The following is a 14,877-nucleotide window of genomic DNA, read 5'->3' as shown; positions in this document are numbered from 1 at the left end:
ACAATACCTACTAACACCAGAGGGAACTTTCATGAAAAAACTCGTACTGATTAATCCTCATCCGGTTGGAAATGTTGGGGAAGAAAATGTTTCTGTGCTAAATCAGATGCCGGTGAATCTCGGTTATCTTAAGAGGTTGACGCCGCAGCATTGGCAGGTTGATATTATTGATGAGACCCAGGAGCTTGCTATTGATAGCGCAGGGAATATTACTTTCAGTGGGGCAGATCTGGTGGGTATTACATCGGTAAGTTATCAGGCTCATCGCGCCTACCAAATAGCTACTGCCTGCAAAAAAAAAGGCATACCTGTCATTATGGGTGGAATTCATGCTACGAGCTATCCGGAAGAGGTTGCAAAATATGTAGATTGTGTTGTTACCAGAGAGGCTATAACAACCTGGGAAAAGATACTGGCTGATTTTGAAAATGGTGTTCTTCAAAAGAGATACGATGGTGATCTGACACCCATGGAGCTTTATCGTGATCTGAGGTCCGATAGGGAATATTTGAAGAATAAATACAAATATAGATATTCAGGCATCATAACGACGGCCGGATGTCCGTTTAGTTGCGAGTTTTGTTCTGTCCCTCAGTTTCAGGGTAAAAAATATCGGGAAAGGCCTATTGAAGATGTCCTGGATGAATTAGAATCCATTAAGGGTCAATATCGTGGCCTGATATTAACGGATGAAAACTTTTATGGCCATAGTAAAAAATCCAACGAGCGTGTTCGTGCACTTTTCAAGGGTATGGTGGAAAGAGGTATTTATCAAAATTGGTTTGGTTTTACCTCTCTTAATATTTACTCGGATGATGAAACCCTTGAATATATGGTCAAGAGCGGATGCGTTGGGGTGCTTATCGGAATTGAATCTATCAACGAAGAAGCCCTGAAAACCATGAATAAAAATGTGAATTTGCGTATCTCAATAGAGAAGTACTTCGAGGCAATTGCTAACATCCGTAAACATGGTCTTGCTGTATGGGGGACTATGGTTTTCGGAAACGATGCCGATACGCCTGAGACATTTAAGCAAGTTGCTGATTTTGTTTTAGATTCTCATGTAGATGTTATGACGTGCGGTATTTTATGCCCATTTATTAACACACCGCTTTATCATAGGTTAAAAAGTGATAATAGACTTTTTCGGACAAATTTTCCTGAGGATTGGAAGTACTATACATCTCATCACCTTACCTATATCCTCAAGAATATGTCTCTCCAGGAGCTTATTGATGGCTTTCAGTATCTCTATGATAAAATTTATGCTACGGAGGTGTTACGACAAAGATTCCAGAATGCTAAGGACGTGTTGAGCAAGAATATGAATGCCGCTATGTTTGCATTCAGGGTCAATTTAGATTGGCAGAACGTGTATCAACACTTGATCCAAAATTTAAAAGAATTGCAGGCATCGGGATTTTACGATGAGGTCCTGAAGCTCTATAATGAATCGGAAAGACAAGGGAAAAAGACATCATTGACGCCAATTGAGGTCCCATCATAAAACCTGTCAATGATGGAAGCTTATTCTCATGGTCTTTTTACGTTATATTAACAATTAACAGGTCAACGTATCCACGGGAGATGGGTGAATACGTTGACCTCTGTTGTTTTACCAGTTAGAATAGATACATCAGCAGCGTTCATAATTATAGAAAATAGCGCACGGACAAGAATGGAGCATAGGTTATGCCATCTACAAAGGATAGGGTTGATAATCTCGAGAGGGTACTTGAAGAATATATTAAAAATATCGGCAATGCTCAGATGCAGACCGAAAGAGAAATTCGGGAATTCAAGGGAGAGGTGAAAGAGTTTAAAGATGAGATGAAGGAGTTTAAAGATGAAATGAAGGAATTCAAAGACGAGATGAAGGAATTTAAGGATGAAATGAGGGAAGATAGGAGAAATATGAACAAAAAGTGGGGTGAAATTGCCAATAAAATGGGGACGGTGGTAGAAGATATCGTAGCGCCCAATATCCCACGGATTGCACAAGAATACTTTCAATGCGAAGATGCGGAATTTTTTGGGTTAAGGGTAACGAAAAGAAATTCAAAGGATAAATCAAGAAGCAGGGAGTTTGATATAATCGCTGTATACGATGATAAGATACTTATAAACGAAACTAAATCTTCACCAAGTATTGATTACATCAACGAATTTACCGAGGTACTGAAAGAGGTTTACGATTACTTTCCCGAGTATAAAGGAAAAAGAATAATTCCTATATTTTCTTCCCTTTATATTCCGGAAAATGTGGTAACGTATCTTACCAAAGTGAAAATTTACGCCATGGCTATGAAGGATGATGGTATGGAGTTATTGAATCCCCATATTTGATATAACGGGCAATCTCCTTTTGATAGATACGCATCAATTTTAAAAATATTCAAATGAGGTATTGTTTCTGATTACTGAAAAAAATAAGTCAAAAGTGGTAATTACCGGATTAGGACTGGTTACCCCTGTTGGGATAGGTGTTCAAAAAAGTTGGGAATCCTTTATCCATGGCTGCGATGGAGCTAATGAGATGAAGTCGTTCGATACCTCCCAGTACAAGGTTCACCGTTCTTGTGAGGTAAAGGATTTTCATCTGGATGTTGAATTAGAGAATCAAATAAAGGAAAACACCATCCATAAATATGTTTATTATGCAGCCCGGGAGGCATTACAGGAAAGCGGTTTGTCGCATGATAAGAGCAGCTTCAATAAGGAACGTTTTGGTATTGCTATGGGAACCTTAGCTGCTGAATTAACACCTCATGAAAGACTTTTACGATTACATACCTCAAAAAAAGATAACGGTTTTGATAAGATTGTTGCTGCTGTTTATCCTCCGAATTCTATTACGAATATCCTCGCTCAATATTTTCACTTTGAGGGGCCTACCATGGTCTCGCTGAATGCCTGTTCTTCAGGTAATCATGCCATTGCCTGGGCTTACGACCTTCTTATAGAGAATAAGGTAGATGTTGTAATGGTTGGCGGAGGGGATATGATCCCTCAAACGGAATTTACTCATTTCCATAATCTCAAAGCGCTTGCTCCTGAGCATTGTCAGCCCTTTGATAAAAACAGGCAAGGACTTATGATCGGAGAAGGAGCCGGTATCTTGATCATGGAACGTTATGAATTTGCCAGGAAAAGGGGGGCGGTTATTATTGCTGAAATGGCGGGTTATGGATTAAGCTGTGATGGATTCCATATGACAGCGCCTCATCCGGAGGGTGAAGGTGCTGTAAAATGTATGGGTGATGCGCTAAAAATGGCAAGGCTTTCTCCGTCTGATATCGGCTATATCAATGCACATGGTACGGGTACGCCACATAATGATAAGGCGGAGACTATTGCTATAAAGCACTTGTTCAGGGATCATGCTTATAACATTCCCTGCAGTTCCACAAAATCCATGATAGGTCATCTTATGGGTGCAGCGAGTGCTGTAGAATCTGTTATATGCTGCCTTGCATTACGATACGGAATATTGCCTCCAACAATTCATTACCATACACCTGATCCGGAGTGTGACCTTGATTATATACCTAACAGGGCGCGGGAGTTAACCGTTAAGCATGTTTTAAATAACTCATTTGCCTTTGGTGGTAATAATGCTACCACGATATTCAGTAAAATAGAATAGTCTTCACATACTTATGAAACGAAGGGTCGTAGTTACAGGAATAGGGATTGTATCACCTCTTGGATTTACCAAAGATGATTTTTGGAATAACCTCGTAGAGGGAAAATTGGGCATTGCGCCAATGACATCTCTTGATCTCTCACCATATACATGCAAGCTTGGCGGAGAGGTTAGAGACCTTCGTCCCGAAATCTATCTTGGCAATAAAGGTTTGAAGTACTTGCATAAAGGCACAAGGTTCTTAGGATCGGCCACGAAGATGGCGCTTGATGATGCAAAGTTACCGCAGGATAGTTCTTTATCGGATCAAATGGGTGTGGTTGTTGGATCGTCTTTAGGCAATTTTTCTGAAACAACAGATTATTTCTATGAGATTATCAGAAATAATCCTTCAGAATTATCGCCGATGGTCAGCTATGATGTTGCATTAAATTCTTCAATTAACTACGTTTCTGTTACCTTTAAGATAAAGGGACTTGCACGGACTATATCAGCAGGTTTCACATCAAGCGCGGATGCGATAGGGAATGCATATGGTATAATTCAGCGAGATATGGCCAAAGTTATTATTGCGGGCGGGGTCGAGCAGATTTCTATCGATCTGTATCTCATATTTTATCTGCGAGGTCTCTTATCAGGTCTCGATGGCACAAAGGAGGCTGGTTTACCCTTCGATAATAAAAGGAATGGTTTTGTAATGTCTGAAGGCAGTTATGTGGTTATTCTCGAAGAGCTTCAGCATGCTCTGGACAGGGGAGCGCCTATCTACGCAGAAGTAAGAGGCTTTGGAAATACCTTTGTAGGTGGTAAAAATTATTCGAAAGAGGAAAGGGCGCGCCGTGTTGAAAGGGCTATGTACAGCGCCTTGGAGGAAGCAGATATTCAGAAAGAAACTATTGATCTTATCAGCGCAAATGCAAATGGATGCAAGATGCAGGATGCTATTGAAGCACAGGCAATCCAATCCTTTTATGGCTCAAAGGGCAATGATATTCCTGTCTCGGCAATAAAATCGAATATGGGTGAATCTTATGGCGCCGCAGGTGCTGCTCAGTTTATTTCTACTGTCATGTCTATACATACCGGCACAATACCTCACATCATCAATCACAACGAAAAAGACCCGAAAGTTAATCTAAATCTTATCCTGCAGAATCCCGTCAGGAAAGAAATTCAAAATGCACTGGTAAACACCATGGATTACGATGGAAATAATTCATGTTTGGTGATAAGTAAATTATGAGCAAACTGTTTGAAGAAATACCTGTCGGTCAGATGACAGTAAAAAACAGGATAATCATGTCTGCTATGGATTTGGGATTTACTTCTGACGGTACAGTGAATGACCGGATTGTTCGTTTTTATGAGGATCGTGCCAAAGGCGGTGTTGGCCTCATTGTTGTAGGTGGTTGTTATCCGGAAATGAATGGTAAGGTTTGGAAGAGTATTATTGGATTAGACAAGGATGAGCTTATTCCGGGATTACGAAGATTAACCGATACTGTTCATGCCTATCAGGTGCGTATCGCCGCTCAGTTGCTTCACGGTGGCCGCAGCGCCTCATCCTTCTTTACAAAAATGCAGCCTGTTTCTCCCTCTCCCCTGGTGCACAGAAGTATCAAACAGGAACCGCATGCCCTGACAGTCTCAGAGATTAAAACAGTTATCGGTAATTATGTCAGCGCAACCGTAAGGGCAAAGAAGGCCGGCTTTGATGCCGTGGAGCTTCACGGTGGTATGGGATACCTCATTAATCAATTCCTTTCAAAGGCTACCAATAAGCGTGATGATGGGTATGGTGGAAGTCTTGAAAACAGGGTTCGTTTTGCCAGGGAAATAATAATCGCCATAAAAGAAGCCGTTGGGAAGGACTACCCTATCATCTTTCGGATGTCAGGAGATGATCTTGTTGCGGAGGGACTCAAAATAGATGAGAGTCTGGAAATTGCCCGGATGTTAGAGCAATCAGGCGCTGATGCCTTTAACGTATCTCCTGGCTGGCATGAGAGCAGAACGCCTATCCTATCAATGATTATTCCACGGATGGCTTATACCTTTCTTTCACAAAGAATCAAATCATGCGTAAAAGTTCCGGTAATTGCCTCAGTCAGAATAAACGATCTTACCCTGGCCGAAGAGGTCTTAGACAATGAGCAGGCAGACATGGTATCCCTTGGCAGACCACTCATCGTAGACCCTGATCTGCCGAATAAATATAAAAACGGGCAATTTGATGATATCAGAACATGCATTGCCTGTAATCAGGGTTGCTTTGATTCTTTGCTGAATTTTAAATCCGTTTCCTGTACGTATAATGCAATGGCAGGGCATGAAGGTGAGTATAAAATAATTCCATCAAGCAAACCGAAAAAGGTGGTGGTCATAGGCGGGGGACCTGCCGGTATGGAAGCTGCCCGTGTTTTGGCATTACGGGGACACAGGGTTACCTTGTATGAGAGGAAAAAACATCTGGGCGGTCAATTACGGTATGCCTTTATTCCTCCGGGACGTGAAGAAATACAAAATATTATTACCTACCTGGAAAAACAGATTTTCAGGCTTAAGGTACATATAAAAACCGGAAAAGAGGCTGATTTACAAATGTTACAGGAGGAACAACCCGATGCCATAGTTGTAGCCACAGGTGGATATCCTGTCATGCCTGATCTTCCCGGTATAAAAGGGAAACAGGTGTATACAGCAAGTACTATACTGGAGGGAAAAGTTTTATCGGGAAAGGACGTGGTCATACTTGGCGGTGGAACTGTAGGATGTGAGGTGGCGCTGCACATAGCCAAACAGGGAACAATGAGGCCTGATGTGGCTTGTTTTCTGCTAAAACACAAGGTGCTCAGCGACAGGGATGTCATTGAATACACTACCAGGGGAAGTAAGGATATCACCATTCTGGAAATGAAAAAGAAAATAGGTGGCGGATTTGGTATTTCCACACGATGGGTTATTCTCAATGAGTTAAAAGACGCTGGGGTAAAAGAAATAACAGAAGTGCGGGTGAAGGAAATAATAAATAATGGCGAAAATGGCAGAAAAACGGAAGGCGTCGTTTATGAAAAGGGCGGAAAAGATTATTTTATCAGGGCCGATACCGTTATTATTGCTGTCGGGTACAGTCCTTATAACGCTATGCAAAAGCAGATAGAAGGAAAGTTTCCGGAGATATATTGTATTGGTGATTGCGTTAAGGTTCGCACTGCATTAGAAGCTATTCACGAAGGTTTTGAAGTTGCCTTAAAGATATAACACGTTTTTACCCCGGATAGACACAGACAAGCATAGATAACAATAAAGGTTTTGACAATGAAAGATATCCGCATGAATCGTGGTGATAACTCCGGTTATGATCACATTGAATCCGAAGAAATCAGGGCTCATAATGGTAAGGCCATCGGTATTATTTATCTGAAAAAACCTCCACGAAACTCTATAGGCTCATGGCTTCTGGATGCCCTCTATGATAAGATGGATCAGTATGAGGGTGATGAAAGAGTGGGCGCTATTATTATTGCCAGTAAACTAAGGGGCGTCTTTAGTGACGGCGCTGACCGTGATGAGCTCTTTGGCACCTGGATATCGGGTCTTGTAGCTGATAAGAACTATGAACGGTTTCATCGCGCTCATGAGATGTTTGTGGAGATTGAAAATTGTAAAAAGCCTGTTATTGCTGCCATAAACGGAGTTACGATCGGCGCTGGTTTAGAGCTTGCTATGCTGTGTGACCTGCGTATTGCGTCTGAACTTTCCTTTTTCAGCCTGCCAGAGGCAAAACCTGAACTGAGTATTATTCCCGGTCTTGGAGGTACACAGCGTTTGCCCCGTTATATCGGTATGGCGCGTGCTAAGGAGATGCTGTTTTTAGGAAAGATGATCCGTGCTGAGACCGCTTTGGAATGGGGTCTCGTTAATCAAATTTCACCTCATAAAGAGGTTATAAACCATGCCATAGTTTTGGCAGAAACGTTGTTAGAACGAGATGCAAGGGCGCTCAAAGAGATGAAGAAATGTATCAATTTTGCGGGAGAGAACGATATCCTGAAAGGTATCGAATATGAGGTGGGTCTCTTTGCAGAGATGATGCGATTAAAATTTTCGAATAAGGGTAAATAAGGCATATTTTTGAAAGCGCTTCCCATGTTTTTTACCTTATAGAGAAACGAACTAATCAAAAGGAGGTAATTATGGAGTTCAAGGATACCGTAGCAATTGTTACGGGTGGTACCCGGGGTATAGGCAAGTCAATCGCATTAGAACTGGCAAAAAACGGCTGCAACATAGCCTTTAACTACAATAAAAATACCGATGCTGCCCATCTTCTGGTAAAGGAAATTGAATCGATGGGTGCAAAGGCCATTTCTTTCCAGGTAAATGCAGCCAGTTTTGAAGGCGCTAAGAATATGGTAAAAGAAGTGAAGGATAGATTTGGAAAGATTGATTTCCTGGTAAATAATGCCGGTATTACCCGTGATAAACTCCTCGCTTTAATGGCAGAGAATGATTGGGATGATGTTATCAATACCAATCTCAAAAGTGTTTATAATTTTTCTAAATCGGTGATTACCCAGATGATCAAGCAAAAATCAGGTAGCATCCTGAATATAACCTCAGTAAGTGGAATAACGGGAATAGCAGGTCAGGTAAACTATTCTTCCTCCAAGGCTGGTATGATAGGATTTACCAAGGCCCTTGCCAAAGAGGTGGGGAAGGCAAATATTACGGTAAATGCGATAGCCTGCGGCTTTATTGAAACAGACATGACGGCAGTTTTGCCTCAGGAATATAAGGATAAAATGATTGAGATGATTCCGGTAAGAAGATTTGGCACACCTGATGATGTTGCCAAAGCGGCGATTTTCCTGTTATCAGACCATGCTAAATACATTACTGGTCATGTAATTAGCGTCGATGGCGGTTTAGCAATGTAGAAAGAGAATGGGAGTCCTGATTCCTGCAGGAAACGTTACCGCACCGTTGCAACTATTGTAAATTGAAAGGTAAAGACTATGCTATTTTTATTAAAAGTTGAAATAAAGCAGATGCCCCCTTTGCCGGTAAAAGACTTTTTGGAATATGTTATAAAAGAATGGGAATATTTTTCACGATTTCAAAGGCGTGGTAAGATTATAGCGGGTGGGAAATTAGCTGGTAAGAGGGGGGCTGCGGCTATAATCGATGCTGAATCCAATGAAGAGATGGAAGATATCGTCTCAAAATTACCGCTCTTTCCGTTCTTTACCGATATAGAAATCACGCCTCTTGTGCCTATGGAGAAGGCGCTTCTGGATACCAAGAGGATTCATTCGCTGATGAAGTAGCGGCGTTAATGTTGAGGGTGGTCCGTATGATGGAAAATTCCAAATAACTTTTTGATGGTTTCTACGTATCGATATCCACCTCCGTTTTTCGCCTCTTGTTTTGCTACCTTTGCCGGGTGGTGAAGGAGTTTGTTAATGGTACGTTCAATAGCATAAACAACTTGTTCCCATTCTCCATCTTGCATGTTTTTCAGTTTTGGTTTTAAACGATTTAACTCTTCCCTGCCGATTGCATGGAAATGATTCCGCAACAGGGTTATTGCAGGTTCTATCTTTATTTCCTCCAGCTTTGCCATAAAATGTTCTACTTCCTCTTCAATAATACTACGGCATTTTTCTATCTCTCTGGTTCGCTCATCGATGTTTTGGCTTACGACAGATTGTAAATCATCAATGTTGTAGAGATATACATTGTCAATTTTGGCAACATCAGGTTCAATGTCCCTTGGAACAGCGATATCTATGAGGAATATAGGATTTCCCCTCCGGTGTTTGATGGCCTCTTTTATCTGCTGGGCATGAATCACATAGTGAGGAGCGGAGGTGGAGCTGATAATAATATCAGCCTTTGCGAGATATTCTCCCAGTAATTCATATTTAATGGCCTGGCCATGATATGTGTGAGCAAGTTCCTGTGCACGTTCAAATGTGCGGTTTGCAACCACGAATGTACGCGCTCCTTCTTCATACAGATGCTTTATGAGGAGTTCGCACATTTCACCGGCGCCTACCACGAGAACCATTTTTCCGGTAAAATCCTGAAATATTTTCTCGGCAAATTCTACTGCTACAGAACTTATAGAGACCTTTCTCTTTCCAATGGAAGTTTTCGTATGCACGATTTTAGCGACATTGAGCGCCTGCTGAAATAGCTGATTAAGAACCTTTCCCGTGGATTCCTGCAAAGACGCTATGGTGTAGGCTTCTTTAACCTGCGACAGGATTTGTGATTCTCCTAATACCATAGAATCAAGGCTGGTAGTGACAAAGAAAAGATGATTAACCGCCCGGTCATCCTTGTTATGGTACATATAAGGGGAAAAAACAGGTAACTCAACCTTGTGGAAATCAGCAAGGAATGAAAGGACATCCTCTGCCTGAATAGCGCCATCCAGAGAGGATACATATATTTCAACACGGTTACAGGTCGATAAGATAACAGCTTCTGCCTTTTGATATTTTTGGAGAAAATAAGATAAAGCAGTGGGAATATTATTAGCATTAAAAGCAAGTTTTTCTCTAACCTCTACAGGGGCTGATTTATGGTTCAACCCTACAACTAAAATACTCATGTCCAATCCTTAGTCAAATAGAAACGATATAGAATTTCGGTTGCAGCCTAATTTTTTATTGAATATGTAAAATCTTTGTATGAGATTGTTCGTTGACATTCTGAAAGGCATGTTTGGATCCCATAAAGAAGGTACCGATAAAGGTAAAAAGCACAAGGCAAAAACCTGCAATAGTCAAACATGCGATCTTTGTGCCATGAAAAGATGCGACAAGGCGCATATGCAACAGCGCTGCGTATATGAGCCAGGTTGCCAAACCAAGAATAACCTTGTAATCCAAATACCACATCTCGCCTAAAATATTTTGTGTTTTTACCCAAAAAGTACCGAATACAAGTCCTAAGGTAAGGAGAGGAAAGCCAAAAGAAATTGTTTTCCACATAAGCTTGTCAATTCCTTCCAATGAGGGCAATCTATTAAAAAGAGGGCCAAATAGCTTATGTTTTAATTGTCTTTGCTGCGTTAAATACATGATACTCAGGCTAAAGGATATGGTAAAGGCGGCGTATCCTACAAATATGGGGATAATATGCGCTATAAGCCAAAAGTTCTGAAGATGTACGGTAATGAGCAGATTTCCCCCATCAAATGTAAGCGCCCATAGTGAAAGCGCTGTAACAACAGGCATTAAAAAAGTATCTAAAGAGGGTAATTTGTAAAGATAATCCAGATTGATGTAAACAAAGAGAATGCACCAGAGTAATGATATGAAGGATTCGTATACATTGGTTATCGGGATATTGCTCGATTCAAAACCCAGGAATACCAGAAAACCGCTGTGAATAAAGAATCCCATCATCATAGACCACTTAACTACTTTCCTATTGAAAGCATGTGGTTTTACGATGGATCCTATAGACCATACCGAAGATATGAAATAGAGGACTATAACAATTATAAAAGGAATATGTGGTAACGATATCATATCCTAAATAATTTAAGAGATAAACATTCATTAATCAACCAAAATCTTAAAACATCATCTTGATTTTTGCATTTTTTTTATTTGACAAAGGCACGGTTGTCCGATAACCTAGGATTCTGTCGTACTATGAACGTAATTATCTGAAATAATGTTCATAATAAGGAATTATCATGGATGAAAATATAAAGAAGATAACGAAAAAGACCAGTATTGGGGATGTGATTAAGCAATATCCTGAGACGGAACCTGTTATAAAAAAATATTTCGGTTCCGGTTGTTTTACATGTCCAGGCTCAAAGATGGAAGATATTTCATTTGGCGCCACGATGCATAATATTGATCCTGAAGTAATTATTAAAGAATTGAATGAAGTTATTAATAAGAAAAAGAGTTAACTATTTCATAACATAATCAAGGAGATTGATCAATGAGAGAAAAAGTAGAAGAAGCGCTTAATCATATTAGACCTGCGCTCCAGGCGGATGGCGGTGATATTGAATTAGTGGATATAGAGGGAGGTGTTGTGAAGGTGCGTCTGAGAGGGGCTTGTGGAACTTGCCCAAGTGCGCTCATGACGCTAAAGTATGGTGTGGAAGAACGTCTTAAAGAAGAGATCCCTGAAGTAGAATCTGTGGAACTTGCATAGTTTGGCTTCATTTTGCTGCATAGTTTACCGCAGAGTTATGGAAAATCTTATAGAAAAGATAACAAATGAATTGTGTGCTTCTTTAAGAAAAACAAATTCTTGTATTGCATTATCCTCTGCGGTAGGCTTATCCTTATGAGAATACTACTATTAAGGAGTTTTACATGAGTTTAGTACTTGGCCCCATACATCATTGGATGTACGGGAAAATAAAAACCACGGAGGCGCGGGAGTCTGCCATTATTTCTGCATTTAAATCAAAGTACGGTGCAGAAGCGGATGATCTTCTTGTACAGGTATATAAAAAGTATCCAAAATCGAGTGTTAACAAACCGCTTGAAGAATTATTGGCCAACAAATCAATTCATCAGGGAATACAAAGCCTCATTATAGAGGTGGAGACGAGAGAAGCTGCTGTGATTGCTGCTTTCTGTTCCAAATATCATGATGCTGCAAAAGTAGCCGCAGAGGCTGCGCATAAACACGGAATAACCTGTGGTAAAGAGGCCATCAAGAGCAAAGGACTATCAGGAGCCGATTGCAACAATACATCAAAAGCATTTGAGGTAATGGGAGATTATCACAGTGATGGGATGCCCTGTGACCGGGGAGCGCAGATAATATCAGAATCTGACAAACGTACCTTATGGGATCACGAAAGTTGTATTCATGAGCAATACTGGAAGAACGCAGGAGCAGATTTTTTAACCATGTGTACTATCATTAATGAATGGATCGCAGGGTTTGGCGAAGGAATACAGAGTAAGATCAGATATAAGAGAGAAAAAGCTATTGCAGCAGGTGATCCATCCTGTTTAGGTAGTTTCGAAATTAAAGACTAAATAAGGCATGTCAGAACGTTATGTCCGGCAGACAATGTTTTATGGTATAGGCACTCATGGCCAAAAAATACTTATGGATAAGTCTGCCGTGCTTATCGGTTGCGGTGCCTTAGGCTGCACCTCAGCAAACCTTCTTGTCCGCAGCGGAATTGGATGCCTGAAAATTGTAGACCGTGATTATATTGAAGAAAGTAACTTGCAACGCCAATCGTTATTTGACGAAGAAGATATAAAAAAAAACCTCCCCAAATCTGTCGCCGCACAAAAAAAACTTCAAGCAGTGAATTCCCATATCCGGATTGAATCCTGTGTTGCTGACCTTAATCCATCGAATATAGGATCCCTTTTAGAGAATACCGATATTGTTATTGATGGAACTGATAATTTTGAAACACGGTTCCTGATAAATGATTATTGTGTGAAAAAAGAGATACCCTGGATTTATGGGGCATGCATCGGATCTGTGGGTTTAATCATGGATATTGTTCCGTCAAAAACGCCCTGTTTGCGGTGCCTGCTTGAGCATATCCCGCCTTTTGGTACCACAGAAACATGCGATACGGCAGGGATTATTGCACCCATTGCCAGTATTATTGCTTCTATCCAGGTAGCAGAAGCATTAAAGATCTTAACAAACAACTTTGATGCCTTAAATAACGGTCTTTTAAAGATAGACATCTGGCAAAATGAGATAAAAAGATTGCATATCGGGGATATCAAAAGGAAGTCTGACTGTGTAACATGCAAACAACATTATTATGAATTCCTGTCCAAAGATAACTATTCAATGGCCACCTCTTTGTGTGGCAGAAATGCCGTACAAATTTTACATCCCAACAGATCAAAATTAGATTTAACGCAGCTTGCAGCACGACTTGAAAAAGTGGGAACAGTCTCTTTTAATAATTTTTTATTACGGTTAAAGACAGAAAAATATGATATAACAATATTTCCTGATGGGCGCTCAATTATTTCTGGCACAAATGATATGTCTTTAGCAAAAGGGCTTTACGCAAAATATATAGGAATGTAATACATCATGATCTATCTCGATAATGCAGCAACGACATTTCCAAAACCGGAAATTGTCTATAAGACAATGAACACATTCTATCGGACCTTAGGTGCGAACCCCGGCCGCTCGGGTCATAGGATGGCTGTGGCAGCAGAAAAAGAAATTGAGGATACACGCAGTGTTGTTGCACAATTATTTGGTATTAAGGATTCGCGGCGATTTATTTTTACGTTTAATGCCACTGATGCGATAAATATGGGAATTAAAGGATTACTCAAAACGGGCGACCATGCCATTACAACTCATCTTGAACATAATGCTGTATCCCGGTCTCTTTATAGTCTTGAGAAAAAGGGCATCATCACAATAACCAAGGTTAAAAATTCTCCGGAAGGTCTTATTGATCCAAATGATATTAAGACTGCTATTACGTCCAAAACCCGATTAATCGTTATGGCGCATGCTCCTAATGTTCTGGGTACGATTCAACCAATTAAGGAAATTGGCTGCATTGCAAGAGAACATGATATTTTGTTTATGGTAGATGCTGCTCAAACGGCGGGGGTATGTGAAATTGATGTTAATAAATATGCCATCGACATGCTTGCCTTTACAGGACACAAGGGTACGTTAGGGCCAACAGGGACTGGCGGATTGTATGTAGGAGAGCGATTAACGCTTGACCCCTGGCGGGAAGGCGGTACAGGTTTTGAGCCTGCATCATTATCACAACCGGAAGAGTTACCGTTCAAACTCGAGAGTGGGACACCCAATACGGTGGGTATAGCAGGTCTGAGGGCCGGTATTGAATATATTGCATCCACAGGTATTCACACCATCAGAATGCATGAACAAAAATTAATCAATAAACTCATACAGGCACTAAAAGATGATCAGCGTTTTATCCTGTATGGAACACAGGAGATATCGAAGAAAGTAGGCATTCTTTCTCTCAATGTAAAAGGATTTAAGCCGGCGGAGATTGGAGCCATCCTTGATCAGTCTTTCGATATTGCGGTGCGTCCGGGTCTTCATTGTGCTCCTTTTGCACATCAGATGATGGGGACATTTCCCAATGGAACCGTAAGGATAAGCCCCGGATGTTTTACTACAGAGGAAGAGATAGATCAACTCATAGCTGCATTCGGTCAAATTGCGAGTGAGGAAATATAATCAGG

General features: G+C 40.8%; 15 protein-coding genes. 13 read left to right on the top strand and 2 right to left on the bottom strand.

Annotated features, from left to right (window positions below; genetic code table 11):
- Positions 1-31 precede the first annotated feature (31 nt).
- The 8 genes from FBQ94_RS02590 to FBQ94_RS02555 all read left to right on the top strand — a co-directional run bounded on the left by FBQ94_RS02590 (position 32) and on the right by FBQ94_RS02555 (position 8,979).
- Positions 32-1,510, top strand: a complete 1,479-nt coding sequence (locus FBQ94_RS02590; protein ID WP_007222271.1) for a B12-binding domain-containing radical SAM protein — start codon at positions 32-34, stop codon at positions 1,508-1,510.
- Positions 1,511-1,695: 185 nt separating this feature from the next.
- Complete coding sequence (locus FBQ94_RS02585; RefSeq protein ID WP_007222272.1) at positions 1,696-2,349, top strand: DUF8196 domain-containing protein; 654 nt, start codon at positions 1,696-1,698, stop codon at positions 2,347-2,349.
- Positions 2,350-2,443: 94 nt separating this feature from the next.
- On the top strand, positions 2,444-3,649 hold the full coding sequence (locus FBQ94_RS02580) for a beta-ketoacyl-[acyl-carrier-protein] synthase family protein (protein WP_285441967.1): 1,206 nt from the start codon (positions 2,444-2,446) through the stop codon (positions 3,647-3,649).
- Positions 3,650-3,662: 13 nt separating this feature from the next.
- A complete protein-coding gene (locus FBQ94_RS02575) occupies positions 3,663-4,892 on the top strand; it encodes a beta-ketoacyl-[acyl-carrier-protein] synthase family protein (protein ID WP_007222274.1) in 1,230 nt (409 codons plus the stop codon).
- Entirely contained in the window at positions 4,889-6,910 is a 2,022-nt protein-coding gene (locus FBQ94_RS02570; protein WP_007222275.1) for an oxidoreductase, read from the top strand. Before FBQ94_RS02575 ends, FBQ94_RS02570 begins: the two co-directional genes overlap by 4 nt.
- Before the next feature lie 57 nt (positions 6,911-6,967).
- The gene (locus tag FBQ94_RS02565) at positions 6,968-7,774 is read left to right on the top strand and encodes an enoyl-CoA hydratase/isomerase family protein (RefSeq protein WP_007222276.1); all 807 of its coding nucleotides are present in this window, start codon (positions 6,968-6,970) and stop codon (positions 7,772-7,774) included.
- A 71-nt stretch (positions 7,775-7,845) separates the two neighbouring features.
- Positions 7,846-8,589 carry a 3-oxoacyl-[acyl-carrier-protein] reductase gene (gene fabG, locus FBQ94_RS02560; RefSeq protein ID WP_007222277.1) on the top strand — a complete coding sequence of 248 codons (744 nt, stop codon included), beginning with the start codon at positions 7,846-7,848 and terminating at the stop codon, positions 8,587-8,589.
- Positions 8,590-8,667: 78 nt separating this feature from the next.
- The gene (locus tag FBQ94_RS02555; protein WP_007222278.1) at positions 8,668-8,979 is read left to right on the top strand and encodes a muconolactone Delta-isomerase; all 312 of its coding nucleotides are present in this window, start codon (positions 8,668-8,670) and stop codon (positions 8,977-8,979) included.
- Between the two features lie 5 nt (positions 8,980-8,984).
- Here FBQ94_RS02555 and hemA read toward each other — a convergent pair whose 3' ends face one another.
- Both hemA and FBQ94_RS02545 read right to left on the bottom strand, forming a co-directional pair.
- Positions 8,985-10,271 carry a glutamyl-tRNA reductase gene (gene hemA / locus FBQ94_RS02550; protein WP_007222279.1) on the bottom strand — a complete coding sequence of 429 codons (1,287 nt, stop codon included), beginning with the start codon at positions 10,269-10,271 and terminating at the stop codon, positions 8,985-8,987.
- Positions 10,272-10,326: 55 nt separating this feature from the next.
- A complete protein-coding gene (locus tag FBQ94_RS02545; RefSeq protein ID WP_040543774.1) occupies positions 10,327-11,073 on the bottom strand; it encodes a cytochrome C assembly family protein in 747 nt (248 codons plus the stop codon).
- 293 nt (positions 11,074-11,366) lie between these two features.
- Between FBQ94_RS02545 and FBQ94_RS02540 the strand changes: the two genes are divergently transcribed.
- The 5 genes from FBQ94_RS02540 (at position 11,367) to FBQ94_RS02520 (ending at position 14,872) form a co-directional block, all read left to right on the top strand.
- On the top strand, positions 11,367-11,591 hold the full coding sequence (locus FBQ94_RS02540; RefSeq protein ID WP_007222281.1) for a DUF1858 domain-containing protein: 225 nt from the start codon (positions 11,367-11,369) through the stop codon (positions 11,589-11,591).
- Between the two features lie 32 nt (positions 11,592-11,623).
- Complete coding sequence (locus FBQ94_RS02535) at positions 11,624-11,842, top strand: NifU family protein (protein ID WP_007222282.1); 219 nt, start codon at positions 11,624-11,626, stop codon at positions 11,840-11,842.
- Positions 11,843-12,006: 164 nt separating this feature from the next.
- Positions 12,007-12,684: a hypothetical protein gene (locus tag FBQ94_RS02530; RefSeq protein ID WP_007222283.1), complete on the top strand. Its 678-nt coding sequence runs from the start codon at positions 12,007-12,009 to the stop codon at positions 12,682-12,684.
- A 7-nt stretch (positions 12,685-12,691) separates the two neighbouring features.
- Complete coding sequence (locus tag FBQ94_RS02525) at positions 12,692-13,717, top strand: ThiF family adenylyltransferase (protein WP_040543775.1); 1,026 nt, start codon at positions 12,692-12,694, stop codon at positions 13,715-13,717.
- A gap of 6 nt (positions 13,718-13,723) precedes the next feature.
- Positions 13,724-14,872, top strand: a complete 1,149-nt coding sequence (locus FBQ94_RS02520; protein ID WP_007222285.1) for an aminotransferase class V-fold PLP-dependent enzyme — start codon at positions 13,724-13,726, stop codon at positions 14,870-14,872.
- The last annotated feature ends 5 nt before the right edge of the window (positions 14,873-14,877 follow it).

It is taken from the genome of Candidatus Jettenia sp. AMX1 (genome assembly GCF_030263775.1).
GTDB classification, from domain to species: Bacteria; Planctomycetota; Brocadiia; order Brocadiales; family Brocadiaceae; genus Jettenia; species Jettenia caeni.
The sequence above is the reverse complement of the archived record's forward strand: the minus strand, read 5'-3'. Positions and strand labels throughout refer to the sequence as shown.